We start from the raw sequence: 23,676 nt of genomic DNA on the forward strand, positions 1-23,676 counted from the left end.
GGGCAACCTGCCGTACCGACAGGTGCATATACCCGCTGTCGCGCAGTGGCGGTTGACGCGCATTTGCTGATACATCGCAGCGTATTTCGTAGTCAGAGTATAGTGGTAAGTAGTTGATGACTTACCAAACGCCGCGACCATCATGCACATTCGCCTCTCCACCGAAGAACGCCAGGTCGAGATCGTCGAGGCCGCCTTGCGTCTGGCGTGCGAAAGCAGCCCGGCGCTGATCACCACTGCCGATATCGCCACGGCAATCGGCGTCACGCAGGGTGCGGTCTTCAAGCACTTCCCCACCAAGGACGCCATCTGGCTGGCTGCCATGCGCTGGGTCCGCGAAACCCTGCTGCACAAGGTTCGGGCCGCTGCGGAAGAGGCCGCCACGCCGGTGGACGCGCTGGCCGGCATGTTCCGCGCGCACGTCGAGTTCGTCATCGCGCATCCGGGCGTGCCTCGGTTCATCTTCCACGAGCTCCAGCAACCTGCTGACTCAGCGGCAAAGCTCGAGGTGCGTGGCGTGCTCCAGGGCTACCGCAAGCTGCTGCTCGGCCAACTGGCCGAATCCATCGAACAGCGACAGGTCAGCACGGACCTGGACCCCGAGGCTGCCGCCACCAGCTTCATCGGCCTGATCCAGGGTCTTGTCATGCAATCGATGCTGACGGGCAAACCCGCGGCCATGCGCCAGCAGGCCAACGCCATCTTCGCCCTCTACCGGCGCGGTCTCGGGGAGGCGCGATGAAAGCCTCATCGATCGGAACGCGCCGGCTCGCGCTGATCGGGCTCGGCATCCTGCTGGTTGCAGCGATGAGCTACGTGGTCATGCGCTCCGGGCCGTTGGCGCCGACCCGCGTCACGGTCGTGCAGGCGGCCGAGGGCCAGATCACCCCACAACTGTTCGGCATCGGCACGGTCGAGGCCCGGCGCAGCTACCTGATCGGGCCGACCACGGCCGGCCGGGTGCGTTCGGTGACTGTCGATGTGGGCGACACGGTCAAAACCGGCCAGCCGGTGGCCGAAATGGACCCGGTGGACCTGGACGAACGCACCGCCGCACTCGACGCCTCGGTCGCTCGCGCCGGCAGCGCCATGGCGGCCGCCGAGGCACAGCGACGAGACGCCCAGGCCCGCAGGGAACTCGCGGCCGTCAATGCGCGCCGCTACGTTGAGCTGGGCCGTCAGAATTTCATCAGCACCGGTGCCGTCGAGGCAAGGCTGCAGGAGGAGGCGTCGGCCGACGCCCTCGTCAACACCGCTGACGCCAACCTGGCCGCGGCCCGGCAAGACCAGCAGCGCCTGGCGGCCGAACGAGCCGGCCTGCGCCAGCAGCGAGCGAATGTGCGCCTGCTGGCGCCGGCCGACGGCGTGGTCACCAGTCGCGATGCCGAGCCGGGCTCGACGGTCGTGGCCGGGCAGGCCGTGCTGCGCGTGATCGAGCCTTCGTCGCTGTGGGTCAAGGTGCGCTTGGACCAGGCGCGCTCGGGCGGCTTGGCGGTGGGCCTGCCTGCCCAGATCGTGCTGCGCTCGAGTCAGGGCCGCCCCTTCCCGGGCAAGGTCGCTCGCGTCGAGGCCCTCAGCGACAGCGTGACTGAAGAGCGCGTGGCGCAGATCGGCTTCGACCAGGTGCCCGCCGGCCTGTCGGTGGGTGAACTGGCGGAGGTGACCTTGTCGCTGCCGGCGACCGCGAAGACGGTGCTGCTGCCAAATGCGGCCATCAAGCGCCGGCAGGCGCAGACCGGTGTCTGGGTGATTGACGCAGGCACCTTGCGCTTCACGCCCGTGCGAATTGGCCAGGCAGGCCTGGACGGTCAGATCCAGGTGCTCGACGGCGTGAATCCCGGCATGACCGTCGTTGTCCACAGCGAAAAGGAAATCGGCGAGCGCAGCCGAATCACCGTCGTCGATGCGCTCACGGGGCGGCAACCGTGATCAGTCTGGCCGGCCGGGACATCCTGCATTCCTGGAGCAAGTTCGTGCTGACCGGCATCGGCCTGGGCCTGCTGATCGGCGTCACCCTGACCATGGCGGGGGTGTACCGCGGCATGGTGGACGACGCGCGGGCGCTGCTCAACAACAGCGGCGCCGACCTCTGGGTGGTACAGCAGGATACGCAGGGGCCCTACGCCGAATCGTCGAGCCTTCGCGACGATGCAGTGCGCAGTGTGCTCGGACTGCCCGGCGTGGCGCGCGCCGCCAACGTGACCTACCTGACGATGCAGGTGCGGCGGGCCTGGGCCAGCGGCGCGGCGCCGGCCGGCAGCGGCGATGACGACGTGCGCGCGATGGTGGTTGGCTTCGAGCCCGGCCAGCCGGGCGAACCGGGCTATTTGGTGGCCGGCCGGCACATCACACGCAGCCACTACGAGGCTGTCGCCGACGTGCGTACGGGCTTCACCCTGGGCGAACGCATCCGCATCCGCCGCCACGACTACACGGTGGTCGGGCTGACGCGGCGCATGGTGTCGTCGGGTGGCGACCCGATGGTCTTCATCCCGCTGAAAGACGCTCAGGAAGCGCAATTCCTGAAGGACAACGACGCCATCGTCAACGAGCGCGCCCGCACCGCGGCCAACCCGAGCCTCAACCGCCCGGGCGTGCCGGGGCTGCTGGAGGCGATCCAGGCGTCGCAGGCCAACAACCGCAATGTGAACGCCATCCTCGTGCAGGTGCAGCCTGGCACCGACGCCGAGGTGGTGGCCGAACCGGTGCGCCGGTGGAAGCACCTGGAAGCCTTCACGCGCGAGCAAATGGAAGAGATTCTCGTGGCCAAGCTGATCGCCACGTCGGCCAAGCAGATCGGCATGTTCCTGGTGATCCTGGCGATCGTCAGCGCGGCCATCGTGGCCTTCATCATCTACACGATGACGCTGGGCAAGATCCGCGAGATCGCGGTGCTCAAGCTGATCGGCACGCGCAACCGCACCATCGCCGGCATGATCCTCCAGCAGGCGCTGGGCCTGGGCCTGATCGGCTTCGTCGTCGGCAAGGTGGCGGCGACCTTCTGGGCGCCGATCTTCCCGAAATACGTGCTGCTGGAGCCGGGCGACGCGGTGCGCGGGCTGGTGGCGGTGGTGGTGATCTGCGCGCTGGCCAGCACGCTGGCGATCCGCGTCGCGCTGAAGGTCGACCCGGCCGCGGCGATCGGAGGCTGAGGTGGGTGAACTCGGCATCCGCATCGAACACCTGCGCAAGCGCTACGGTGAGGGCGACACGGCCGTCGACGCGCTGAAGGACGTGAACATGACCGTGGCCCCGGGCGAGGTGGTGGGCCTGATCGGCCCATCCGGCTCGGGCAAGAGCACGCTGCTGAAGTGCCTGGGCGCGGTCATCGAGCCAAGTGGTGGCCGGATGGTGCTCGGCGGCGAAGCCATCTACGACGACGGCTGGAAGATCCCCGACCTGCGCGCTCTGCGGCGCGACAGCATCGGCTTCGTGTTCCAGGCGCCCTACTTGATCCCCTTCCTCGATGTCACCGACAACGTCGCCTTGCTACCGATGCTGGCCGGACGCCCCAATGGCGAGGCGCGCGCGCGTGCGCTCGAACTGCTGGCCGCACTGGACGTGGGGCACCGCGCTGCGGCGCAGCCGTCCGAGCTGTCGGGCGGTGAACAGCAGCGCGTGTCTATCGCGCGCGCCCTGGCGAACCGGCCACCGGTCATCCTGGCCGACGAGCCCACGGCGCCGCTGGACAGCGAACGGGCCTTGGCCGTCGTGCGCATCCTCAACCAGATGGCCACGCAGTACCACACGGCCATCATCGTAGTAACCCATGACGAGAAGATCATCCCGACCTTCAGGCGGATCTATCACATCCGCGACGGCCGGACCGAAGAAGAGGCGGGGCTAGGCTTGAGCCTCTGACCCGATCCAGCCCGGTTGCAGCAGCCGTCAACCAGGAGCAGGTGTGTGAGCACATCCAAGGCGGATTGGCTGGCGAAGTCACTGGCAGGGGTCGCTGTGCTCTTCGGGCTGCTGACGGTCCTGTCCGGCGGTCGCCCACTGTTCGGTGGCGAAGCGGCGCGCCTGGCCGCCGGGGCCATAGTGCCCTTCGTGCTCTGGTTCAACTTCGTCGCCGGGTTCGCCTACGTGGCCTGCGGTCTGGGGCTTTGGCAGCGGCGGCGCTGGTCGGTACCGCTGGCCGTCTTCATCGCCGCCGCAACCGGCCTGGTGTTCGCCGCCTTCGGCGTCCATGCATGGAGTGGTGGTGCGTACGAGACGCGAACCGTCGGCGCGATGGCGCTGCGCACGTTGCTGTGGGCGGGGATCGCAGCAACCGCCCACCGCGTGCTCCGGAAACGCATCTGACTGAACGGCCGGCACGAGGTGGCGATCGGAGGTGACCAAGCCGGGCCCGTCGGCTGGTCTATCGGCACTGAGCGAACCCAGTCCTGGCAATCCTCGGCGAACGAATCGCCTACTACCGCATCCGCGCTGTTGCGCCGCGTCTTCGCGCAACAGTTTGGGGCCCCGCAGTTCAGCGGGGGATGAAGAACGTCGACTTCTCGAACTGGATGGCCGCTCGGTCTGCGCTGGTGCCGGAGGTGGGCTCCACGCCCGTGACCTCAAACATCACGGGCACCGACCGGCCTGCGAGCCCTTGCGCCACGACGAAAGGTAGGCGCAAGCTCACGGACGTCGACGTCACGGCAGCCGGGCCGGCGCTGGCCGGCGTTGCCACGACCTCCAACCCGTCGATCCCGGAGGCGGCAACCCGGTAGGTCTGCGGAGCCCCCGTGCGATTCATGATCTGGATGCGGTAGACGTTCTCAACCGCGCCCTCCTCCACCACACGGGCCAACGCGCCACGGTCCTTGACCACATCGAACTTGAACGGGCTGCGCATGGCCACGCTGGCCGCGAAGGCGACGCTGGCCGCCGAAAGCACTGCGCCGTAGATCAGCACACGCGGGCGCAGCGCGCGCTTGAACATCTGCAGCCGCGTCCAGCCGTTCACCACGCCGTTCTCCGTGGAGTAGCGGATGAGACCCTGGGCATAGCCCATCTTGTCCATCACGTCGTTGCAGACGTCGATGCAGGCCGCGCAGCCGATGCATTCGTTCTGCAGCCCGTTGCGGATGTCGATGCCAGTAGGACACACCTGCACACACAGCGTGCAGTCGATGCAATCACCAAGTCCGTGGGCGGCCGAGTCCGCCTTGCGCGAGCGCGATCCGCGCGGGTCGCCTCGCTTCGCATCGTAGGTGATGATCAGCGAGTCCTTGTCGATCAAGGCGCTCTGAAAGCGTGCGTAAGGGCACATGTACTTGCACATCTGCTCGCGCAGGAAGCCCGCGTTACCGTAGGTGGCAGCGCCGTAGAACAGGACCCAGAACGCGTTCCATCCCGACAGGTTCCAACTCGCCAGGTCCATTGCGAGCTCGCGGATCGGCGTGAAGTAGCCGACGAAGCTGAACCCCGTGAACAAGGCGATCGACAGCCACGCCGAGTGCTTGGCGCCCTTGCGCCAAATCTTGTGCCACCGCCACGGTTGCTGGTCCAGGCGCATGCGGGCGACCCGATCGCCCTCGATCTTCCGTTCGGCCCACATGAAGATCTCGGTGTAGACCGTCTGCGGACAGGTGTAGCCGCACCACAGGCGACCCGCCACGGCGGTGAAGAAAAATAGCGCCAATGCAGACAGCACCAGGAGCGCCGCCAAAAAGATCAGGTCCTGCGGATAGAGCAGCAGACCGAAGATGTAGAAGCGCTGGGCCTCGAGGTCGAACAGCACGGCTTGCCGGCCACTCCACTGCAGCCAAGGCAACCCATAGAACAGCAGTTGCGTCAGCCACACGAATACCCAGCGCCAGTTCGCGAACCAACCCTTGACCGCCCGCGGGTAGATCGTCGGCTGCTTCTGGTACATCGAGACGAACTGAGCGCTGTCCTCCACCTTGGCGCTCGCCGCGACGATGGGGATGACCTTTGCCGGCTTGGACATGCTCAGCGCCCGTGGGGAAGCCGGAAGATGAGGGTCGTGCGTCGAGTCATCGCTTCAGCTGGTCGAGCTTGCGCTCGATCCGGCTCCACTCCTCAGCGTCCGGTAGCGCCAGCTTGGTCTTCGTGATGGGCTTCCACTCCCTGGAAAGCTCGGCGTTCAGCGCCGTGAAGTGCTGTTGATCCGCGGGTACGTCTTCCTCGCCGTAGATCGCATTCACGGGGCACTCGGGCACGCATACCGCGCAGTCGATGCACTCGTCCGGGTCGATGACCAGGAAGTTCGGCCCCTCCCGAAACGCATCGACTGGACAGACGTCGACGCAGTCGGTGTACTTGCACCGGATGCAGGCCTCGGTGACGACGAAGGTCATCGTGCACGGCGCCCGAGGTCAGCCGCAGCAGGCGCCGCCCGAGCAGCAGGAATCGCCGCGCGCAGCGGGTTGCGCGGTGGCGGCGTTCGCAGTGCGGGCGATCTGGATGCGCCAGACCGACGGGCCGGCCTCCAGCACCGTCCACTCAAACTGCCCGTACGAACGGTCATCGAACTGGTAGTGCAAGGGTTGCGGGTTGTGGTCGTTGACCAACTGCAGCGCCTGCCCGACGGCCAGGCCGTCGAAGCGGCCGAAGATCAGCGGGTGGCGCTCGCGGGGCGGGATGGTCCGCAGATCGAGCACGTGGGTCGGTTGGATCGGGGTGGCAGTCATGGGGACCTTTCAGGGGGCGTTGGGCATCACCGCGAGCGCAGCCGCGCCTTGGTGATGCTTTGAAGAACTTCAGACTGGGATCGGCTTGTAGAAGAGCCCGAGCGCTGCGTCGCGTCACCCATCCTTGCCGTCCAGCCGGCTGGACACGAGCCAGGGGCCGAAGCGCCAAAGGTAGAGGGTGAACGCCAGCGCCCAAGCGACTGCCGCCGCGATCAGCGCGTCGGCGGTGAGTGCCGGTGCGAGCAGCGGCAGGGCCACGCGGACCACTGCCGCGGCCAGGACCAGCACATAGGCCGTCACCTCAAGCCGTGACGCCTTGAGCGGGCGGCCGGTATGGCCGCGCGCGGTACGGGTGATCATGCCGACGATGAGTCCAGCCGTGGCGCCGACGGCAAGGGCATGGATGCCGACAGATGTCGACACGAAACGCATTTGAGCGGCTGCGAGCAACGCGAAGCCCAGGGGCAGCCAGGCGTAGGCCATATGCAGCACCCACAGGATGGGCCGCGCCTTCGTGCGCCAGGGCTGCCAGTGCCACAGCCGCGATGTGTGCAGCAGCGCAGCCAAGCTGAAGCCTGCAGCCGTGATCGGGTTCACGGGCAACAGCACCCAGGCCGCCAACGACAACGCGGTCGTGGCCAGCGCGGCACGCTCAAGCCACGGCGGCGTCTGGAGTTTCAGACCCGGCAATGCCGACATCGTGAAGGCCGGGATGACGCGCCCGGCGATCACGCACTCGATCATCACGATCAAAGCGAGGCCAGCGTACAGCGCACGCAGGGGGTCGATGCTCAACCATCCCAGCGCCGCCGCATGAAACGCGAGGTTGGAGGACGCCAGCAGCACGACCACGGCACCCAGCGGGAGATTGCGGCGGTTCCCCGACTTCCAGAGCACCCGCAGCAACACCCCGGCCACCCAAGGCAGCAACAGGGCATCGAGCAACGCGTACATGGCGTACGGCGCACCAAGCGCTGCCAGCCGCGCCGCCAGCCAGATTGTCGCCATCACGGCCAGGGTGGCGCCGCGCGGCGTGGACAAGCCGGTCCAGGCCTTTCCGGCCGTCAGCAGGAAACCCACGATCACCGCGACCGCAAAGCCGAACAGCATCTCGTGGGCGTGCCACAACAGCGGGGGCATCGTCGCCGGCAGCGCCGCCACGCCCAGAAGGGCTGCGACCCAGTACGGCACCGCGAGCGCCGCGAAGGCCGCCGCGCCGAGGTAGAACGGACGGAAGCCCAGCCGGAACAGCGGCCAGCCAGGCAGCGGGAACTCCATGCTCGGCGCCCTGGCGTCAGCGCTCGGCACGCCGGCCTGCGGGACGAGAGGAATGGCGCTTGACGGGCTTTTCATGATGGAGACCTGGCTTCGGGGAAGCGACGAAGCCGAATCTAAAGCTGTACGGTGTGTGCATGTTAATGACAACCGATCCTTAAAGCAATACACTGCATGCATCTTTAAGAGGTCCCATGCGCCTTTCTGAATACACGGACTACACATTGCGGGTGCTGATGTACTGCGCCGCACATCGGGACCGCCTAGTCACGATCGGTGAACTGGCCGAGCAGCACGGGCTGTCCCGGAATCACCTGATGAAAGTGGTCAACGACCTGGCGCACCGTGGCCTGCTCGAGACCACGCGCGGACGCGGCGGCGGGCTGCGGCTGCGGGCCGAGCCCGATCAGATCCGCATCGGCGATGTGGTGCGGGCCACCGAGACCGACTTTCGCCTGGTGGAGTGCTTCGACGCCACGACCAACGCGTGCTCGCTATCACCGGCCTGCCGACTGAAGCACCTTTTCGACGATGCCCTGGCCGGCTACTTCAAGGCCCTGGACGGCGCCACGCTGGCGGATATGACACAGGGCCCCACCCTACCCCGAAGCCGGACGATCGCGCCACCGGCCAGCCGCCGGCGCGCACTGGGGGCAGGACCGACCGAGGCCCGACGCGTCGCCCGACCCCGAAGCGGCGCGTGAAGACCGAACACCGATCGGAGACCCCAATCGATGACCAACGCCATCCCAGGCCACAGCGCACCCGCTGTTGGCTTCGAAGTGCCGCTGGAGATGCTGGCAGCCTGTCACGGTCGCGTCCAGCACCAGTGCGCCACCCTGCAGCGCCTGTTGCCCCACCTTCAGCATCACGGCGCCGACCGGGACGCGCAGGAAGCAGCCAGAGCCATCATGCGCTACTTCGATTCAGCGGCACGCCACCACCATGAAGACGAGGAACACGATCTGTTCCCGGCGCTGTTGGAATCGATGGCAGGGTCGGACGCAGTGTGTCTTCGGGAACTCACCGCGTCACTTTGCGGCGACCACCGCAAGCTCGAGCAACTCTGGGGCGCACTGCGCCCTCAACTCTTGAGCGTCAGCGAGACGACGGGCCACATCGTCGACGCCGCTCTGGTCTCTTCCTTCGTTGAGCGCTACGAGGCGCACATCCGACGTGAAGAAGGCGAACTGCTGCCCATGGCCGCACGCCTGCTGGGCGAGACCGAACTGGACCGCATCGGCGTGGCGATGCGGCGCCGACGTACTCGCGTGGCTGAGCGTTGAACCGGCTTCTCATTCGTACCCAAGGGACGAGCGCGACGACCGGCAACTGAAAGCGCACCTCTTTTCCAGCAGGAGATCATGATGCCCCGGCAAGACGAAGAAGGCTATCTCGTGGAGCCAACCGACTGGACTTCAGCGTGGTCTGGCCAGATCGCCGCTGAGCAGGGAATCGCATTGACAGATGATCACTGGTTCGTGATCAGCTTCATGCGCGAACAGCAGCAAGAGCACCAGGTCACGCCGGACGCCCGGCATGTCATGCGTCACCTCGAACAGCGATACCCCGGCCAAGGTCGAAAGCGGCTCTTTGAACTGTTTCCCTACGGCTACGTCGCTCAGGCCTGCAAGATAGCCGGCATGAAGCGTCCGCGCGCTTGGAGCACGGGCTAGAAGTGTCCGAGAGATGCCAACCGCGCCGTCTCTGCAGTGCACCGCGTCGACCCGAACGGCCCGTGAGGTAAATCGCGGCCTGAACGCGCGAGCGGAGAATCGGCTGTCGTAGGATGTTCTTGACATGGGTCTCCACGATCGCCTCGGCAATGCAGACCTCGCGCGTCACTTCGTTGCTGCTGGCGCGACCACATGGCCAACGAGGCAAGTCACCCCGCCGGGCAACGCCTGCAGCATCTAGGTTCGACTGTCCACGGAAACGAAGAGCTTTGCCAATGACCTGCAGGAACGCATCCGGCTGGCGAACACGCAATGGCACGCCGGCCGGTGCAAATGGACGGCGAGATAGTGCAGGGGTTCAACGGCGTTCACCACTGGTGGGCGAACCACGGTAGCGAACCAGAGGTCCCCATTTCGGTTGGTGTCACGAAGACGTGATCCGAATGCGGAGTGGACCTGACGCACATCCGACGTGAAGTAGCCGAACTGCCGCCATTGGCCGCACTGCTGCTAAGCGAGACCGAACTGGCCCGCATAGGCGTGGCGATGCGGGCTCGGCGCGGCATCGCGCCCACGGAAGCCGATCAGGCCTGAGTCGGACGCCAAGTCTCCAGGAGAGGGGCGACGGGCTCTGGCTGCCGGGGGTGCGCTGGCTGCCGCGGTCGCCCGGCAACGATCCAGCAGGCCAGACTCTCATCCGCGCCGCAGAAGGCGGCCTTGATCGCTTCATCCGACACCGAGAGGCCACTGAGGGACTTCGCCGCGAAGCCCATTCCATGGAGGGCGTTCAAGAAGTTCATCAGTCCAGCGCCCACGCACATCCATTGTTCGTGCACCGGCACGTCGGGAACATCGGGGCAGATGCGGCCCACAAGAGCGGCCAGCCCAGGGCCGTTGAAGGCCCGTGCCCTGGCCCTATCGACGTCGTCGGGCGGCTGGCCACGTTCCAGGGCACCTTGCGCGAACAACTCCGATAGCGCAGGCCGCTGGTCGTCGCCGACGATGACGAACCGGAACGGCCGAAGCGCGCCGTGGTCCGGCGCCCGCTCCGCGAGCCGGGCCGCGCGCGTCCATTCCTCGATGGTCGGTCCCGGCGCTGCGAGGTACTTCGGGCTAGTCGAGTAGCGCTGACCGAGCAGGTGCAGCAGATCCTGCCCAGCAGACGCGGGCAGCGGATTCGAGCCCGGAGGCACAGTCTCCACCGTCATCCGGACCGCCCGGCCAAGTACACCGCAGCCTGAACGCGCGAGCTGAGATTCAGCTTGCGCAAGATGTGCTGGACATGGATCTTCACGGTCGCCTCGGCGATGCTCAGTTCGCGCGCCACTTCCTTGTTGCTGGCCCCCTTGGCGATGAGTGCCAGGATCTCGCGTTCGCGTGGCGACAGGCTGTGGATCGGATCCTGATCGATCGCAGGCGGCGGCATCGCCTCGCCCAGCCCGGCCTGGAAAGCGCTGACCAGCTTGCTGGTCATCTCGGGGCTCACCACCGATTCCCCGGCCATCGTGCGTTGGATGACCGACGCCAGCATCTCGCTGTCCATCGTCTTGAGCAGGTAGCCTCGGGCGCCGCCTCGGAGTGCCGCGGCCAGGTCGCGCTCGTCTTCGCTGACCGTCAGCATCAGCACCCGCGCCTGCGGCGCCGCGGCCTTGAACCCCGGCAGCGCATCCACACCGTTGACGCCAGGCATGTGGTTGTCCAGCAGGATCACGTCAGGCTGGGTCGCGAGGGCCCTTTGGTGCGCCTCGTTGGCGTCACCGGCTTCACCGACCACCTCGAAGCGCACGTCTCCTGACAACAACGAGATCAAACCTCGACGGAACAGCGTGTGATCGTCGACGACCAGCACCCGGATGGCTGCAGGCTGCGTCACGCCGCCATCCCCAGCCGCTCCGGCAGCTTCAGGACCACGCAGGTGCCCGAACCCGGCACCGAGGCCACTTCCACTGAGGCGCCAATGTTCTGCGCGCGTTCACGCATGATCCGCAGTCCGACGTGCGTCTCGTCGAGCCCGGTGCCGTCGGCCTCGAAACCGCAGCCGTCGTCGCGAACCTCGACGCGCCACTGCGGCGACTGCTGCACTTCCACCCACACTTCACGTGCGCGGGCATGCTTGCGCACGTTCGACAAGGCCTCTTGCACCACGTGCAGGACCTGCACCTGAACGTCCGCCGGCAGCGGCATGCCCTCGCCTTCGATGTCGAGGTGGGTGGTCAGCCCTGTCTGGTGCTCGAACTTCTGCAGCGTGGTCTTCAGCGCGGGTGCAATGTCTTCCGCGTTGGTGCGGGTGCGGAAGTGAACCAGCAGCTCGCGCACGTCGCCCAGGCTCTCGTGCACGCCCGCATCGAGCTCGGCCAGCGTCTTCTCGATGCGGGCCGGATCGGCGCTGCGGATGTCGCTGCGCAGCAGGCCCAGCTGGATCTTCAGGAACGCCAGGCTCTGGGCGATGGAATCGTGCAGTTCTCGTGCGATGAAGCTGCGTTCCTCGGCTACGGCGGTCTCCCGCTGCAGGGCCGCTGCCCGAAGACTCTCGATGGCGCCGGCTAGGTGGCTGGCGATCGTCTCCAGCAAGACGCGGTCTTCGTCGGCCAGCGGTCGGGTATCGCGGTAGAAGAGGTTGATCTCGCCGACCAGGCGCTCGTGCAGGCGGACGGGCACGCTGACAACGGACTCGAAGCCCTCGCGCGCGCAATGCGCCAGACGCGAAGGGGTGCCTTCCGGATGGATCGGGATCACCCGTGTCATCGCACCCGACTGGGGTTGGCCGCACAGGCAGTCACCGGTCGGGATGCAGTGCTCCTCATCGATGACCGACTGAGGCAGGCAGTCGGACGCGAGCAGCAGGTACTTGCGATTGGCTTCGTCCGACCAGCGCACGGCTGAGGCGTCGGCCCGCGCCACCCGCCGGACCTGCCGGGCGATCCCCTTCGCCAGCGCCTCCAGCGTGTCGGCACGGGCAACAAACGCTGCCGACTCGTACAGCGCCTCGAGCCGCGCGCGCTGGGCTTCGAGGCGCTCGGTCTTTTCCTGGACCTTCCCCTCTAGATTCTGGTACAGCCCCTGAAGCGTCTCGGCCATGCGATTGAAGCCTCTGGCCAACGATCCGAACTCGTCGTCCGCACCGGGTGCGACGCGCGCCGCAAGATCCCCCTTTTCCACGCTTGAGAGCCCGGCCTGCAGCCGGGACAGTGGATTGAAGATGAACAGGTAGGCGGAGTACAGCAAGGCGATTGCGCTACCGATGGTGAGCGCCACCATCACGAACTGCACGGCGTTGAGGATCGTCGTCAGGCCGGACAGGTGCTTCTCGATCGCGGAGACGAAGGCATCGATACGGCTCACGAAAGCGTCGGCCTGCTCCGCGACGCGCTCCGCACCCGGGGCCGGTGACGTGCGCCAGGCCGCCTTGAGCACATCCCACTCGCGCTGCACCACGGCGAAGGCCTCCTGGGACGCGTGATCGTGGGGAACGAACAGTGGTCGGGCCGGGTCGCCCGTGCGAAGCACGCCGATGCTGCGGTCGAACTGTTCGAACAGCGCACTCCTCTGCCGCTCGTCGACGCGTTCCAGTGTCTGGGCCAGGCGCCAGGTCTGCATGCGCATCCGGCCGGCTTCGTTGACCGCGGCCGCACCGCCTTCGAGCTGCCAGGTCACCCACAGCGTGAGGCCGATCGAAGCGAAGGCCATCAGCAGCAACGCGGCGCCGATCGCCCCGAGCTTGGCGGAAAGACTCCATGACCTTGGCATGGCATCACTGTAATGGAGACCCGACTCGGCGCTGACGCCTCCAGACCATGTCAGGGTCTCAGCCGCCATGCGACACCCAGGGCAAGAGCAGACCCAGCGGATCGTGCATGTAGGCAACGGATGCCATGAATCCATAGACTGCCAGGGCGGCCACGAGGCAAGTCTGCTGGACGACGCGCGTCCGCACGCGCTTGAGCGCCATCGAGCCGAGCACCACGTAAACAAGCAAGAGGCAGAGCTTGGCTCCCAGCCAGAGATGCATCAATGGATTCAGTGAGAGTGTGGCCCACAGCGTGGCACCCGCGGCCAGCAAACCCGTGTCGATGACATAGCTGAACATCCGCCAGTGCCGACCCATGACCCAGGTGCGCCCCGCCAGGACCATCGCGCCACGCCAGGCGAACAACATGCCGCTGGCCACGACCAGCGAGATGTGGGCCATCTTGATCTGTGGGTACCAAGGCAGCAGTTCAGGCACGGTCCGGGAAGGGAATAAGCTCGCGACCATGGACATCAGCCATTTCAACGACTTGCTGGCCGCAGCGCGGCATCAGCCCGACACACAGCGATTGCTGCTGGTGTTTGCCGGGGCCAGCCTTCCGGCGGACGCCACCCCAGACCAACGCCGGAGCTTCGAGGCCGGCGAGTCCGGGGAACTGTCGCCGTTGATGTGCGTGGACAAGGATCCCGCCGCATTGGCGGACTTCGCCGCCCTTTGCGACGAGGCCGCCGCGATGGGTCAACCGTGGGTGCTGGTCTTCGCGGCAGCGCTGTCCGGCGCAGGACAGCATCCGCTTGCCAGCAGCCAGATCGACAGCGCCCTGCAGCGCATGGTCGAATCCGTGAAGGCCGGTAGCCTGGGCGGGATGATCCCCTTCGATCGCCAGGGCCGCGCGGTGCAGCTGGGGTGAAGGCACTGCCGGACTGCCCCTTACGGCGCCACCAGGCAGATCGTCAGCAGCGCGGACGCATTCGTCACCGCGCACACGGCGTGCGGCTCGCCGGCGCCCAGGTGAATGAGCTGGCCTGCGGCCAGCCGCAGGGCGCTGCCCTGGACCAGGATGTCGATCACCCCTTCCACGCAGAGCACGGTGATCTCCCCTGCAACACGGTGCTCGCGAAGGGCCTTGCCGGCGGGGAGCACGAGCCTGACCAGCTCCAGCTGAGCGGACTTGATCAGCGCGTGGGTGACGTGCTGCGCCAGCGCATCGCCCAGCGCCTTCAGCTCGACGATCTCTCCCGAGGATGCATGCCGGTGCGCCATGCTCGGTCCTCTGGCTACTGCACCAGCGGCGACGTGGCGGCGTCCAGGTCGACACCCACGAGCGCCGCCCCGGCCGCGAGCAGTTGCAGGTACTGGCGAAGCGCGGTCGCGAAGGCCTGCTGACGCAAGGTCTGAGCCACTGCGGACTTCACCACCTCGAACGGGGGCTCGACGCCGGGTTCGCGCGCCAGCACCTCGACGACATGCAACCCGAAGCGGCTGTGCACCAGCCGCGGCAGCACACCGATCTCGGGCTTGCCGAAGATCTCGCCGGCCAGCTCGGGCGCGCAGTCGGGGCTGGTCAGCCAGCCCAGGTTGCCGCCTTCGGCCCCACTGGGGCAGTTGGAGGTGGCCCTCGCGGCCGTCGCAAAGCGATCCTGGCCGTCGGGCGTCGCGCAGCGCACGTCCAGCAGGCAAGCCTCGGCGCGCTGCCGCAGGGCATTCACATCCACGCCCGGCGTGACAGCGAACAGGATGTGGCGCATCAGCACTCGCTCCCCGACCGCGTAGCGCCCCCGCTGCGCCGCGTGGTGGCGGCGCAGGGCTTCTTCCGTCGGGTCGGGCAGCTGAAGCTCACGCTCCAGCAACTGCTCGATGGCCGCGCTGGCCGTTTCAGTCATCGCACCGCCCAGCGGCAGCGGATCGTCCTCGGCCAGCAACCCGGCGCGAATGGCGGCCTGCCGCAGCAGTTCGGCGCATGCGCGCTGACGCAGCGCCTCGGTGCCCAACTGCTCGCTGGGATACGCGAGTACGACGCCATTGACCTGCGCGAGGCTGGAAACCGGTGCATCCATGACGAACTCCTGGTTAGGTGGGCCGGGGACTCAACTGGCGCGGCGCGGAAGGTTCTGGCGCGCCGGGACATTGAGCCGGCGCGAACGCACCATCTGGTACGGGCGGAACAGATAGGCGACGGTGCCAAAGCCGCTCCACACGTGCACCAGCCGGCTGAAGGGGAACAGCAGGAAGATCGTCATGCCCAGCAGTATGTGGAGCTGGAAGTGCCACTCGATCCCGGCCACCAGCGCCGCGTTGGGCTGCAGCAGTACGATGCCCTGCAGGTACTCGGCCAGGCGCAGCATGGTGGTGGGTTCGCCCACGTGGCGCAGCGAGGATGGCAGCGTCGACAGGCCGATGGCCAGTTGCACCCACAGGATCACCAGGATCGCGATGTCGGTGCGGTGGCTGGTGAGCCGGATGCGCGGGTCGAACAGCCGGCGGTGCAACAGCATCGTCAGCCCGATGAAGCACAGGCCGCCGGCCACGCCGCCGGCGATCACGGCCAGCAACTGCTTCTGCGAGGACGTCATGACCAGGCCGTACACCGCGTGCGGGGTCAGCTGGCCGAACAGGTGGCCGAAGAACAGGAAAAGGATGCCGCCGTGGAACAGGTTGCTGCCCCAGCGCAGCTGTCCCGCGCGAAGCAGCTGCGAGCTGTCGCTCTTCCACGTGTACTGGTCGCGGTCGAAGCGGGCCAGGCTGCCCATCAGGAAGAACGCCAGACAGACGTAGGGGTAGACGGTGAAGGCGATGGTGTGGAGGGTGTTCATGCCGATGCTCCCGGCTGGTTGGACGCCTGGCGCGCGGCGGCGCGCACGAGCTGGATCGGTTGCGGCTGGCCCGGACTGGCCTGGCCCTGGGTGGAGCAGCCACCGAAGGCCGCAGGCTCCTCCCAGGATTCATCGAGGGTGGGCTCGTCGGGGATCTTCACCGCCTGGGCCTTCTCCCCGGCCAGTTCGAGCACCGCTGCCAGCACGCTGGCATAGGGGCTCTCGCGGCGCAGCAGCGCGCTGAAGATTGCCTGCAGGATATGCGTCAGCTCGCGCAGGAAGGCCCGGGCCTGTGCGGGCGGCTGCGTGGACGCGTACTCCAGCACCACCGCCAGGTGATCGGGCAGTTCGCCCGGCGCGAGGTACAGCCCGGCCTGCTCGTATGTCTTCAGCAGGTCGATCATGGCCGGCCCGCGGTCGCGACTGTCGCCGTGCACATGCTCGAACAGGTGCAGCGCCGTGCCACGGCCACGGTCGAAGGTCTCGACGTAGTGCGCCTCGACGTCCATCGCGCGCGCGCCACGCAGGTGCTGCATCAAGGCCGACAGTTCTTCCAGGCGATCAGCGCCGAGCGCCCGTTCGCGTTGCAGCGCTGCCGTCATCTCGGCCATGTGATCGCGCAGCGAAGCGGCCGGATAGCTCAGCAGGTGCGCCAGCACCCGCAGCGTCAAGGGAAAGGGCTTGCTCATACGGTGGCCTTGATGGGAATGGTGCGCTTCTTCTCGCTGCCGAACAGGCTGGTCTCGGTGACCCCTTCGCTGCAGCCATTGCCGAAGCTGAAGCCGCAGCCGCCGCGCACGTTGAAGGCGTTCTCGGCGTACTCGCGATGCGTCGTGGGGATGACGAAACGGTCCTCGTAGTTGGCGATGGCCATCACGCGGTACATCTCCTCGACCTGGTTCACGCTGAGCTTCACCTGTTCGATGGCGGCCCGGTTGGCGCTGCCGTCGACATGTTTGGCCCGCTGGTAGGCGCGCATCGCCAGCATCCGCTCGAGCGCCCGCACCACCGGCGCGGTGTCGCCCGCGGTCAGCAGGTTGGCGAGGTACTTGACCGGGATGCGAAGCTGATTGACGTCGGGGATCTCCCCATTGGTGCCGACCTGGCCGGCGTTGGCCGCGGCGGTGATGGGACTGAGCGGCGGCACGTACCACACCATCGGCAGCGTGCGGTATTCGGGGTGCAGCGGCAGCGCCACCTTCCAGTCCACCGCCATCTTGTAGACCGGGCTGTTCTTCGCCGCTTCCAGCCAGTTGTCGGGGATGCCGTCGGCCCGCGCCTGCGCGATGACTTTCGGGTCGTTCGGGTCCAGGAAGATGTCGAGCTGTGCCTGGTACAGGTCCTTGTCGTGCTCGACGCTGGCCGCCTCCTGGATGCGGTCGGCGTCATAGAGCAGCACACCCAGGTAGCGGATGCGGCCGACGCAGGTCTCGCTGCACACCGTGGGCTGGCCGGCCTCGATGCGCGGGTAGCAGAAGATGCACTTCTCGGCCTTGCCGCTCTTCCAGTTGTAGTAGATCTTCTTGTACGGGCAGCCGCTCACGCACATGCGCCAGCCGCGGCACTTGTCCTGGTCGATCAGGACGATGCCGTCTTCCTCGCGCTTGTAGATCGAGCCAGAAGGACATGAAGCCACACACGCCGGGTTCAGGCAGTGCTCGCACAGCCTGGGCAGGTACATCATGAAGGTGTTCTCGAACTGGCCGTAGATGTCCTTCTGGATCGCGTCGAAGTTCTTGTCCTTCGAACGCTTGGCGAACTCGCCGCCCAGGATCTCTTCCCAGTTCGGACCCCACTCGATCTTCTCCATGCGCTTGCCGGTGATGAGGCTGCGCGGCCGGGCGGTCGGCGCGTGCTGCATCTCGGGTGCCGACTGCAGGTGGTCGTAGTCGAAGGTGAAGGGCTCGTAGTAGTCGTCGATCTGCGGCAGGTTCGGGTTCGCGAAGATCTTCATCAGCAACTGCCACTTGCCGCCCTGGCGCGGCACGATGGAACCATCGGCCTTGCGCACCCAGCCACCGTTCCAGCGGTCCTGGTTCTCCCACTCCTTCGGGTACCCGATGCCCGGCTTGGTCTCCACGTTGTTGAACCAGGCGTACTCGACGCCGGGGCGGCTGGTCCAGACGTTCTTGCAGGTCACGCTGCAGGTGTGGCAGCCAATGCACTTGTCCAGGTTCAGCACCATGCCGATCTGTGCGCGTACTTTCATTGCGATGCTCCTTGTCTGATCGGCCGGTTCAGGGGTTCTCGCCCTGGCCCTGGTAGGCGGCGGCGAGGTGGTCGTCGGCGGGTGTGTCCAGCCAGTCGACCTTGGCCATCTTGCGCACCACGACGAACTCGTCGCGGTTGGTACCGATGGTCCCGTAGTAGTTGAAGCCGTAGCTGAACTGCGCGTAGCCACCGATCATGTGCGTGGGCTTGAGCACGATGCGCGTCACGCTGTTGTGGATGCCGCCGCGCACGCCGGTGATCTGCGATCCCGGGGTGTTCACGATCTTCTCCTGCGCGTGATACATCAGCAGCATCCCGGGATTGACGCGCTGGCTGACCACCGCACGCGCCGCGATGGCGCCATTGATGTTGAAGACCTCGACCCAGTCGTTGTCCTCGATGCCCGAGCGCTTGGCGTCGTCCTCGCTCAGCCACACCACCGGGCCGCCACGGTTGAGGGTCAGCATCAGCAGGTTGTCGCTGTAGGTGCTGTGGATGCCCCACTTCTGGTGCGGCGTGATGAAGTTGAGCAGGATCTCCTGGTTGCCGTTCGGCTTGATGTTGTGGATGCCGGACGTCGTCTTCAGGTCCACCGGCGGGCGGTAGCTGCTCAAGGCCTCGCCGAACGCGATCACCCACGGGTGATCGAGGTAGAACTGCTGGCGCCCGGTGAGCGTGCGCCAGGGGATCAGTTCATGCACGTTGGTGTAGCCGGCGTTGTAGCTGACGGTCTCGCTTTCGATGCCGCTCCAGGTGGGGCTGCTGATGATCTTGCGCGGCTGCGCCTGCACGTCGCGGTAGCGGATCTTCTCGTCCTCGCGGTACAGCGCCAGGTGGGTATGGTCGCGACCCGTCTGCTTGCCCAGGGCTTCCCAGGCCTTCACCGCGACATGGCCGTTGGTCTCTGGCGCGAGCTGCAGGATGACCTCGCAGGCGTCGATGTCGGTCACGATCTTCGGCATGCCCTGTGTCACGCCCTCGGTCAGCGTCGTGCCGTTGAGTTGCCCGAGTTGCTCCACCTCGGTACCGGTCTTCCAGCCGATGCCCTTGCCGCCGTTGCCCAGCTTGTCCATCAAGGGGCCGAGCGCGATGAAGCGCTTGTAGACGTTCGGGTAGTCGCGCTCGACCACGCCGATCTGCGGCGCGGTCTTGCCGGGGATCAGATCGCACTGGCCCTTCTTCCACTCCTTCACGTCGAACGGCTGGGCCAGTTCGGCGGCGCTGTCATGCATCAGCGGCGTCAGCACCACCTCGCGTTCGACACCCAGGTGGCCGACGCAGACTTCGCTGAAGGCCTTCGCAAAGCCCTTGTAGATCTCCCAGTCGCTGCGGCTTTGCCACACCGGGTCCACCGCGGCACTCAGCGGGTGGATGAAGGGGTGCATGTCGCTGGTGTTGAGGTCGTTCTTCTCGTACCAACTGGCGGTGGGCAGCACGATGTCGCTGTAAAGGCAGGTGGTGCTCATGCGGAAGTCCAGCGTCACCACCAAGTCGAGCTTGCCGACCGGGGCCTCGGCGTGCCACTTCACTTCAGATGGCTTGGCGTCGTCGGCGCCCAGGTCCTTGCCCTGGATGCCGTTCTCCGTGCCCAGCAGGTGCTTGCAGAAGTACTCGTGACCCTTGCCCGACGAGCCCAGCAGGTTGCTGCGCCAGACGAACATCACGCGCGGCCAGTTCTGCGGCGCATCCGGGTCCTCGCAGCTCATCTCGACAGTGCCGTCCTTCAGCGCCCGCACGACGTAGTCCTTCGGGTCCAGGCCGGCGGCGGTTGCATCCTTGACCACCTGCATCGGGTTGGTCTTGAGCTGCGGCGCACTGGGCAACCAGCCCATGCGCTCGGCGCGCACGTTGTAGTCGATCATGCTGCCGCCGAAGGCCTTGCGGTCGGCTAGCGGCGACACGATCTCCTCCATCCCGAGCTTCTCGTAGCGCCACTGGTCGGTGTGCGCGTAGAAGAAGCTGGTGCTGTTCATCTGGCGCGGCGGTCGGATCCAGTCCAGTGCGAAGGCCAGCGCCGTCCAGCCGGTCTGCGGGCGCAGCTTCTCCTGGCCCACGTAGTGCGACCAGCCGCCGCCGCTTTGGCCGATGCAGCCGCACATCATCAACAGGTTGATGACACCGCGATAGTTCATGTCGCAGTGGTACCAGTGGTTCATCGCCGCGCCGATGATCACCATGCTCTTGCCATGCGTCTTGTGCGCGTTCTCGGCGAATTGCCGCGCCACGGTGATGATCTGGTCGCGCGGCGTACCGGTCACGCTCTCGGCCCAGGCCGGCGTGTAGGCCGCGTCGTCGTCGTAGCTCTTGGCTCCGCTGCCCAGCCCACGGTCGATGCCGTACTGCGCGGCCTGCAGGTCGAACACCGTGGCCACCAGCGCTTCGCGGTGATCGCCTTCCTTGCCCAGGCGCAGCCGCACCGCCGGCACCTTGACGAAGTTGACCTCGCCGTTCTGCACATTGGTCGTGAAGTGCGGATTGCTGACGCCGCCGAAGTAAGGCAGGCCGATGTCCACCACCTCGTGCGCCTGATCGCCGTCTTCAAGGACCGACAGCTTCAGCTTGACCTCGGTGCCGTGGCGCGCCTCCTTGTTCTCGAGGTTCCACTTGCCTTGGTCGGGGCCGCCCTCGGGCGTCCAGCGGAAGCCGATGCTGCCGTTGGGCAGCACCGCCCGGCCGCCGGTGTCGAAGGCCACGGTCTTCCACTCGGGGTTGTTCTGCTGGCCGAGCTTGCCGTTGAAGTCCGAGGCGCGCAGGTAGCGGTCAGGCACCAGCGTCTTGCGGCCGTCGGGCAGCGTGTGCTCTTTCAGCATCACCAGCAGCGGCAGGTCGGTGTAGCGGCGCGCGTAGTCGTCGAAATACGGGCTACGCTGCTTGAAGTAGAACTCGTTGAGTGCAACGTGGCCCATGGCCATCGCCAGCGCAGCATCGGTGCCCTGCTTGGGGTGGAGCCAGATGTCGGCGAGCTTGGCGACCTCGCTGTAGTCGGGCGTGACGGCCACCGTCTTCGCTCCCTTGTAGCGCACCTCGGTGAAGAAGTGCGCATCGGGCGTGCGCGTCTGCGGCACATTGCTGCCCCAGGCGATGATGTAGGTGCTGTTGTACCAGTCGGCCGATTCAGGCACATCGGTCTGCTCACCCCACACCTGCGGGCTGCTGGGCGGCAGGTCGCAGTACCAGTCGTAGAAGCTCATGCACACGCCGCCGATCAGGCTGAGGTAGCGGCTGCCGGCGGCGTAGCTGACCATGCTCATCGCCGGAATCGGGGAGAAGCCGATCACCCGATCGGGGCCGTGCTTCTTGATCGTGTAGACATTGCTGGCTGCGATGATCTGGTTCACCTCGTCCCAGCTGCTGCGCACGAAGCCGCCCATGCCGCGCACCTTCTGGTAGTCGCGCCGTGCCTCGGGGTTCTCGACGATGGTGGCCCAGGCGTCCACCGGCGTCTTGGCGGTCTTCATCGCCGCGCGCCAGCGTTCGAGCAGGCGGCCGCGCACCATCGGGTACTTCACGCGGTTGGCGCTGTACAGGTACCAGCTGTAGCTGGCGCCGCGTGCACAGCCACGCGGCTCGTGGTTGGGCATGTCCCAGCGCGTGCGCGGGTAGTCGGTCTGCTGGGTCTCCCAGGTGACGATGCCGCCCTTGACGTAGATCTTCCACGAGCACGAGCCGGTGCAGTTCACGCCGTGCGTGCTGCGCACGATCTTGTCGTGGGCCCAGCGATTGCGGTAGGCGTCCTCCCAGGTGCGGTCCTCACCGGTGGTCAGGCCATGGTCGCCGGCGAACGTCTCCTTGGGCAGTGAGAAGTGGGTGAGGCGGTCCAGAAAGTGGCTCATGTCGTCGTCCTTGAAGGCTTGGAAAGGGTCTTCCGCGTGCGGGATCCAGCAGATGAACTAGCAGGGGTAAGGCGCGTTGCGGCGGCTGTACGCCCACCAGGTCAACGCGATGCAGGAAAGGTAGAAGCCGATGAACATCACCAGCGCCGCCGAGGCGCTTCCGGTGATCGCCAGCGACGAGCCCACGCTCTTGGGGATGAAGAAGCCGCCGTAGGCGCCGATGGCGCTGGCAAAGCCGAGCGCCGCTGCGGCCTCCACAGCACCTTCGCGCGCAGCCTGCGCACGCGCCGAGGGCAGTTCATCGGCCTTCTTCAGGCGCTCGGCGACGAACAGGCTGGAGATCATCCGGAAGGTGCTGCCGTTGCCTATGCCCGACGCCGCGAACAGGAGACCGAAGGCCGCGAGGAAACCGGTGTAGCCGTTGCTCGACACTTCCGAGCCCGAGCCGCTCACCGTCGGCAGACACAGCAGAGCGACCAAGGCGGCCAGCGCCATCAGCACGAAGACCCAGAAGGTGACGCGCGCGCCGCCCCAGCGATCGGCCATCCAGCCGCCCAACGGGCGCAGCACGGCGCCAATCAGCGGCCCCAGCCAGACCAGGTGCATCGCATCGGCGCGCTGGTACTGGCTCTGGGCCAGCATCGGCAGGCTCGCCGAGAAGCCGATGAAGCTGCCGAAGGTGCCGAGGTAGAGCCAGCACATCAGCCAGTTGTGCCGGCGGGTGAAGACCACCGCCTGCTCGGCCATGCCGGCGTGCCGGTCGGCGAGGTCGTCCATGCCGAACCAGGCCGCAGCCGTGCTGGCCAGGATGAGCGGCACCCAGATGAAGCCCGCGTTCTGCAGCCACATCGGTCCCTGCGCCGTCGACTGAGGCGGACCGTCGAAGATCCCGAAGACACTCGCGCTGATGGCCAGCGGCACCAGCAGCTGCATACCGGCCACGCCGAGGTGACCGAGCCCCGCGTTCAGGCCGAGCGCATAGCCCTGGCGTGCGCTGGGAAAGAAGTAGCTGATGTTCGCCATGGAACTGGCGAAATTGCCCCCACCCAGCCCACACAGCAGCGCCAGCACCACCATCCATTCGAATGGCGTGGACGGATCCTGCACGGCCAGGCCTATGCCCACGGCCGGCAGCAGCAGGCTCGCGGTGGCCAGCGTAGTGAAGCGGCGGCCGCCAATCACCGGCACGGCAAAGGCATAGAAGATGCGCAGCGTGGCACCGCAGAGGGCGGGCAGCGCCGTCAGCCAGAACAGCTGGTTGGTGCTGTATCGGAAGCCAGCCGCGGGCAGATGAACCACCACCACCGACCAAAGCATCCACACCGCGAACGACAGCGCCAGCGCCGGGATCGACAGCCAGAGGTTGCGACGCGCAACGGCCTCGCCCTGGCGCTCCCAGAAGACCGGGTCTTCAGGATTCCAGTGGTGGATGATCGCGGCGGACATGGCGAATCGAGGTGAGCGCTGACCGGGGTA

General features: G+C 66.7%; 24 protein-coding genes. 9 read left to right on the forward strand and 15 right to left on the reverse strand.

The features are described 5' to 3' along the window. Positions 1-142: 142 nt before the first annotated feature. The 5 genes from ENE75_RS16075 to ENE75_RS16095 are packed head-to-tail and all read left to right on the forward strand — an operon-like array spanning position 143 to position 4,305. Complete coding sequence (locus ENE75_RS16075; RefSeq protein WP_128199339.1) at positions 143-742, forward strand: TetR/AcrR family transcriptional regulator; 600 nt, start codon at positions 143-145, stop codon at positions 740-742. Further along, entirely contained in the window at positions 739-1,929 is a 1,191-nt protein-coding gene (locus ENE75_RS16080) for an efflux RND transporter periplasmic adaptor subunit (RefSeq protein WP_128199340.1), read from the forward strand. The genes ENE75_RS16075 and ENE75_RS16080 overlap by 4 nt, the downstream gene beginning before the upstream one ends. Further along, positions 1,926-3,152, forward strand: a complete 1,227-nt coding sequence (locus ENE75_RS16085; protein WP_128199341.1) for an ABC transporter permease — start codon at positions 1,926-1,928, stop codon at positions 3,150-3,152. The genes ENE75_RS16080 and ENE75_RS16085 overlap by 4 nt, the downstream gene beginning before the upstream one ends. Before the next feature lies 1 nt (position 3,153). Then, complete coding sequence (locus tag ENE75_RS16090; RefSeq protein ID WP_128199342.1) at positions 3,154-3,861, forward strand: ABC transporter ATP-binding protein; 708 nt, start codon at positions 3,154-3,156, stop codon at positions 3,859-3,861. Positions 3,862-3,906: 45 nt separating this feature from the next. After that, on the forward strand, positions 3,907-4,305 hold the full coding sequence (locus tag ENE75_RS16095) for a hypothetical protein (RefSeq protein WP_128199343.1): 399 nt from the start codon (positions 3,907-3,909) through the stop codon (positions 4,303-4,305). 169 nt (positions 4,306-4,474) lie between these two features. Here the strand turns inward: ENE75_RS16095 and ccoG are convergent, their stop codons facing one another. From ccoG to ENE75_RS16115, 4 genes are all read right to left on the reverse strand, one after another. Then, positions 4,475-5,941: a cytochrome c oxidase accessory protein CcoG gene (gene ccoG, locus ENE75_RS16100; protein WP_128199344.1), complete on the reverse strand. Its 1,467-nt coding sequence runs from the start codon at positions 5,939-5,941 to the stop codon at positions 4,475-4,477. Positions 5,942-5,987: 46 nt separating this feature from the next. After that, complete coding sequence (gene fdxA / locus ENE75_RS16105; RefSeq protein WP_128199345.1) at positions 5,988-6,311, reverse strand: ferredoxin FdxA; 324 nt, start codon at positions 6,309-6,311, stop codon at positions 5,988-5,990. Between the two features lie 18 nt (positions 6,312-6,329). Then, the gene (locus tag ENE75_RS16110; RefSeq protein WP_128199346.1) at positions 6,330-6,644 is read right to left on the reverse strand and encodes a DUF2249 domain-containing protein; all 315 of its coding nucleotides are present in this window, start codon (positions 6,642-6,644) and stop codon (positions 6,330-6,332) included. 114 nt (positions 6,645-6,758) lie between these two features. Beyond that, positions 6,759-7,922 (reverse strand): NnrS family protein, encoded by a 1,164-nt coding sequence (locus tag ENE75_RS16115; RefSeq protein ID WP_128199347.1) that lies wholly within the window; start codon positions 7,920-7,922, stop codon positions 6,759-6,761. A gap of 191 nt (positions 7,923-8,113) precedes the next feature. On the opposite strand from ENE75_RS16115, the gene ENE75_RS16120 reads away from it, so the two are divergent. The 3 genes from ENE75_RS16120 (at position 8,114) to ENE75_RS16130 (ending at position 9,595) form a co-directional block, all read left to right on the forward strand. Further along, positions 8,114-8,623, forward strand: a complete 510-nt coding sequence (locus ENE75_RS16120; RefSeq protein ID WP_128199348.1) for an RrF2 family transcriptional regulator — start codon at positions 8,114-8,116, stop codon at positions 8,621-8,623. 30 nt (positions 8,624-8,653) lie between these two features. After that, on the forward strand, positions 8,654-9,205 hold the full coding sequence (locus ENE75_RS16125; protein ID WP_128199349.1) for a hemerythrin domain-containing protein: 552 nt from the start codon (positions 8,654-8,656) through the stop codon (positions 9,203-9,205). Positions 9,206-9,286: 81 nt separating this feature from the next. Then, positions 9,287-9,595, forward strand: coding sequence for a TusE/DsrC/DsvC family sulfur relay protein (locus tag ENE75_RS16130; protein ID WP_128199350.1), 309 nt, complete (start codon positions 9,287-9,289; stop codon positions 9,593-9,595). Positions 9,596-10,179: 584 nt separating this feature from the next. Here ENE75_RS16130 and ENE75_RS16135 read toward each other — a convergent pair. The 4 genes from ENE75_RS16135 to ENE75_RS16150 are packed head-to-tail and all read right to left on the reverse strand — an operon-like array spanning position 10,180 to position 13,820. Then, positions 10,180-10,803 carry a nitroreductase family protein gene (locus ENE75_RS16135; protein ID WP_128199351.1) on the reverse strand — a complete coding sequence of 208 codons (624 nt, stop codon included), beginning with the start codon at positions 10,801-10,803 and terminating at the stop codon, positions 10,180-10,182. Next, positions 10,800-11,468 (reverse strand): response regulator, encoded by a 669-nt coding sequence (locus tag ENE75_RS16140; protein ID WP_128199352.1) that lies wholly within the window; start codon positions 11,466-11,468, stop codon positions 10,800-10,802. Before ENE75_RS16140 ends, ENE75_RS16135 begins: the two co-directional genes overlap by 4 nt. Further along, a complete protein-coding gene (locus ENE75_RS16145; protein ID WP_128199353.1) occupies positions 11,465-13,342 on the reverse strand; it encodes a type IV pili methyl-accepting chemotaxis transducer N-terminal domain-containing protein in 1,878 nt (625 codons plus the stop codon). The genes ENE75_RS16140 and ENE75_RS16145 overlap by 4 nt, the downstream gene beginning before the upstream one ends. 58 nt (positions 13,343-13,400) lie before the next feature. Then, on the reverse strand, positions 13,401-13,820 hold the full coding sequence (locus ENE75_RS16150; protein ID WP_233259120.1) for a SirB2 family protein: 420 nt from the start codon (positions 13,818-13,820) through the stop codon (positions 13,401-13,403). A gap of 28 nt (positions 13,821-13,848) precedes the next feature. Between ENE75_RS16150 and ENE75_RS16155 the strand changes: the two genes are divergently transcribed. Beyond that, positions 13,849-14,253 (forward strand): ribonucleotide reductase subunit alpha, encoded by a 405-nt coding sequence (locus ENE75_RS16155; RefSeq protein WP_128199354.1) that lies wholly within the window; start codon positions 13,849-13,851, stop codon positions 14,251-14,253. Positions 14,254-14,273: 20 nt separating this feature from the next. Here ENE75_RS16155 and ENE75_RS16160 read toward each other — a convergent pair whose 3' ends face one another. Genes ENE75_RS16160 through ENE75_RS16190 form a run of 7 tightly spaced genes read right to left on the reverse strand, consistent with a single transcriptional unit; the run spans position 14,274 to position 23,646 of the window. Next, positions 14,274-14,606, reverse strand: coding sequence for a cupin domain-containing protein (locus tag ENE75_RS16160; protein ID WP_128199355.1), 333 nt, complete (start codon positions 14,604-14,606; stop codon positions 14,274-14,276). A gap of 14 nt (positions 14,607-14,620) precedes the next feature. Then, positions 14,621-15,400, reverse strand: coding sequence for a peptidylprolyl isomerase (locus ENE75_RS16165; protein WP_128199356.1), 780 nt, complete (start codon positions 15,398-15,400; stop codon positions 14,621-14,623). Positions 15,401-15,430: 30 nt separating this feature from the next. Then, positions 15,431-16,156 (reverse strand): respiratory nitrate reductase subunit gamma, encoded by a 726-nt coding sequence (narI, locus tag ENE75_RS16170; protein WP_128199357.1) that lies wholly within the window; start codon positions 16,154-16,156, stop codon positions 15,431-15,433. Continuing rightward, positions 16,153-16,845, reverse strand: coding sequence for a nitrate reductase molybdenum cofactor assembly chaperone (narJ, locus tag ENE75_RS16175; protein ID WP_128199358.1), 693 nt, complete (start codon positions 16,843-16,845; stop codon positions 16,153-16,155). The genes narI and narJ overlap by 4 nt, the downstream gene beginning before the upstream one ends. Further along, complete coding sequence (gene narH / locus ENE75_RS16180; RefSeq protein ID WP_128199359.1) at positions 16,842-18,365, reverse strand: nitrate reductase subunit beta; 1,524 nt, start codon at positions 18,363-18,365, stop codon at positions 16,842-16,844. The genes narJ and narH overlap by 4 nt, the downstream gene beginning before the upstream one ends. A 28-nt stretch (positions 18,366-18,393) precedes the next feature. After that, the gene (locus ENE75_RS16185; protein ID WP_128199360.1) at positions 18,394-22,200 is read right to left on the reverse strand and encodes a nitrate reductase subunit alpha; all 3,807 of its coding nucleotides are present in this window, start codon (positions 22,198-22,200) and stop codon (positions 18,394-18,396) included. Positions 22,201-22,257: 57 nt separating this feature from the next. Further along, positions 22,258-23,646 carry an MFS transporter gene (locus ENE75_RS16190; RefSeq protein WP_128199361.1) on the reverse strand — a complete coding sequence of 463 codons (1,389 nt, stop codon included), beginning with the start codon at positions 23,644-23,646 and terminating at the stop codon, positions 22,258-22,260. Positions 23,647-23,676: the final 30 nt, after the last annotated feature.

Source organism: Rubrivivax albus (assembly GCF_004016515.1).
Classification (GTDB): domain Bacteria; phylum Pseudomonadota; class Gammaproteobacteria; order Burkholderiales; family Burkholderiaceae_C; genus Rubrivivax; species Rubrivivax albus.

Bases quoted from the DNA above. Each gene is read 5' to 3' on its own strand.
- ENE75_RS16075 (WP_128199339.1), top strand. From the start codon at position 143: ATGCACATTCGCCTCTCCACCGAAGAACGCCAGGTCGAGATCGTCGAG.
- ENE75_RS16080 (WP_128199340.1), top strand. From the start codon at position 739: ATGAAAGCCTCATCGATCGGAACGCGCCGGCTCGCGCTGATCGGGCTC.
- ccoG (WP_128199344.1), bottom strand. From the start codon at position 5,941: ATGTCCAAGCCGGCAAAGGTCATCCCCATCGTCGCGGCGAGCGCCAAG.
- fdxA (WP_128199345.1), bottom strand. From the start codon at position 6,311: ATGACCTTCGTCGTCACCGAGGCCTGCATCCGGTGCAAGTACACCGAC.
- ENE75_RS16110 (WP_128199346.1), bottom strand. From the start codon at position 6,644: ATGACTGCCACCCCGATCCAACCGACCCACGTGCTCGATCTGCGGACC.
- ENE75_RS16115 (WP_128199347.1), bottom strand. From the start codon at position 7,922: ATGGAGTTCCCGCTGCCTGGCTGGCCGCTGTTCCGGCTGGGCTTCCGT.
- ENE75_RS16120 (WP_128199348.1), top strand. From the start codon at position 8,114: ATGCGCCTTTCTGAATACACGGACTACACATTGCGGGTGCTGATGTAC.
- ENE75_RS16125 (WP_128199349.1), top strand. From the start codon at position 8,654: ATGACCAACGCCATCCCAGGCCACAGCGCACCCGCTGTTGGCTTCGAA.
- ENE75_RS16130 (WP_128199350.1), top strand. From the start codon at position 9,287: ATGCCCCGGCAAGACGAAGAAGGCTATCTCGTGGAGCCAACCGACTGG.
- ENE75_RS16135 (WP_128199351.1), bottom strand. From the start codon at position 10,803: ATGACGGTGGAGACTGTGCCTCCGGGCTCGAATCCGCTGCCCGCGTCT.
- ENE75_RS16145 (WP_128199353.1), bottom strand. From the start codon at position 13,342: ATGCCAAGGTCATGGAGTCTTTCCGCCAAGCTCGGGGCGATCGGCGCC.
- ENE75_RS16155 (WP_128199354.1), top strand. From the start codon at position 13,849: ATGGACATCAGCCATTTCAACGACTTGCTGGCCGCAGCGCGGCATCAG.
- ENE75_RS16160 (WP_128199355.1), bottom strand. From the start codon at position 14,606: ATGGCGCACCGGCATGCATCCTCGGGAGAGATCGTCGAGCTGAAGGCG.
- ENE75_RS16165 (WP_128199356.1), bottom strand. From the start codon at position 15,400: ATGGATGCACCGGTTTCCAGCCTCGCGCAGGTCAATGGCGTCGTACTC.
- narI (WP_128199357.1), bottom strand. From the start codon at position 16,156: ATGAACACCCTCCACACCATCGCCTTCACCGTCTACCCCTACGTCTGT.
- narJ (WP_128199358.1), bottom strand. From the start codon at position 16,845: ATGAGCAAGCCCTTTCCCTTGACGCTGCGGGTGCTGGCGCACCTGCTG.
- narH (WP_128199359.1), bottom strand. From the start codon at position 18,365: ATGAAAGTACGCGCACAGATCGGCATGGTGCTGAACCTGGACAAGTGC.
- ENE75_RS16185 (WP_128199360.1), bottom strand. From the start codon at position 22,200: ATGAGCCACTTTCTGGACCGCCTCACCCACTTCTCACTGCCCAAGGAG.
- ENE75_RS16190 (WP_128199361.1), bottom strand. From the start codon at position 23,646: ATGTCCGCCGCGATCATCCACCACTGGAATCCTGAAGACCCGGTCTTC.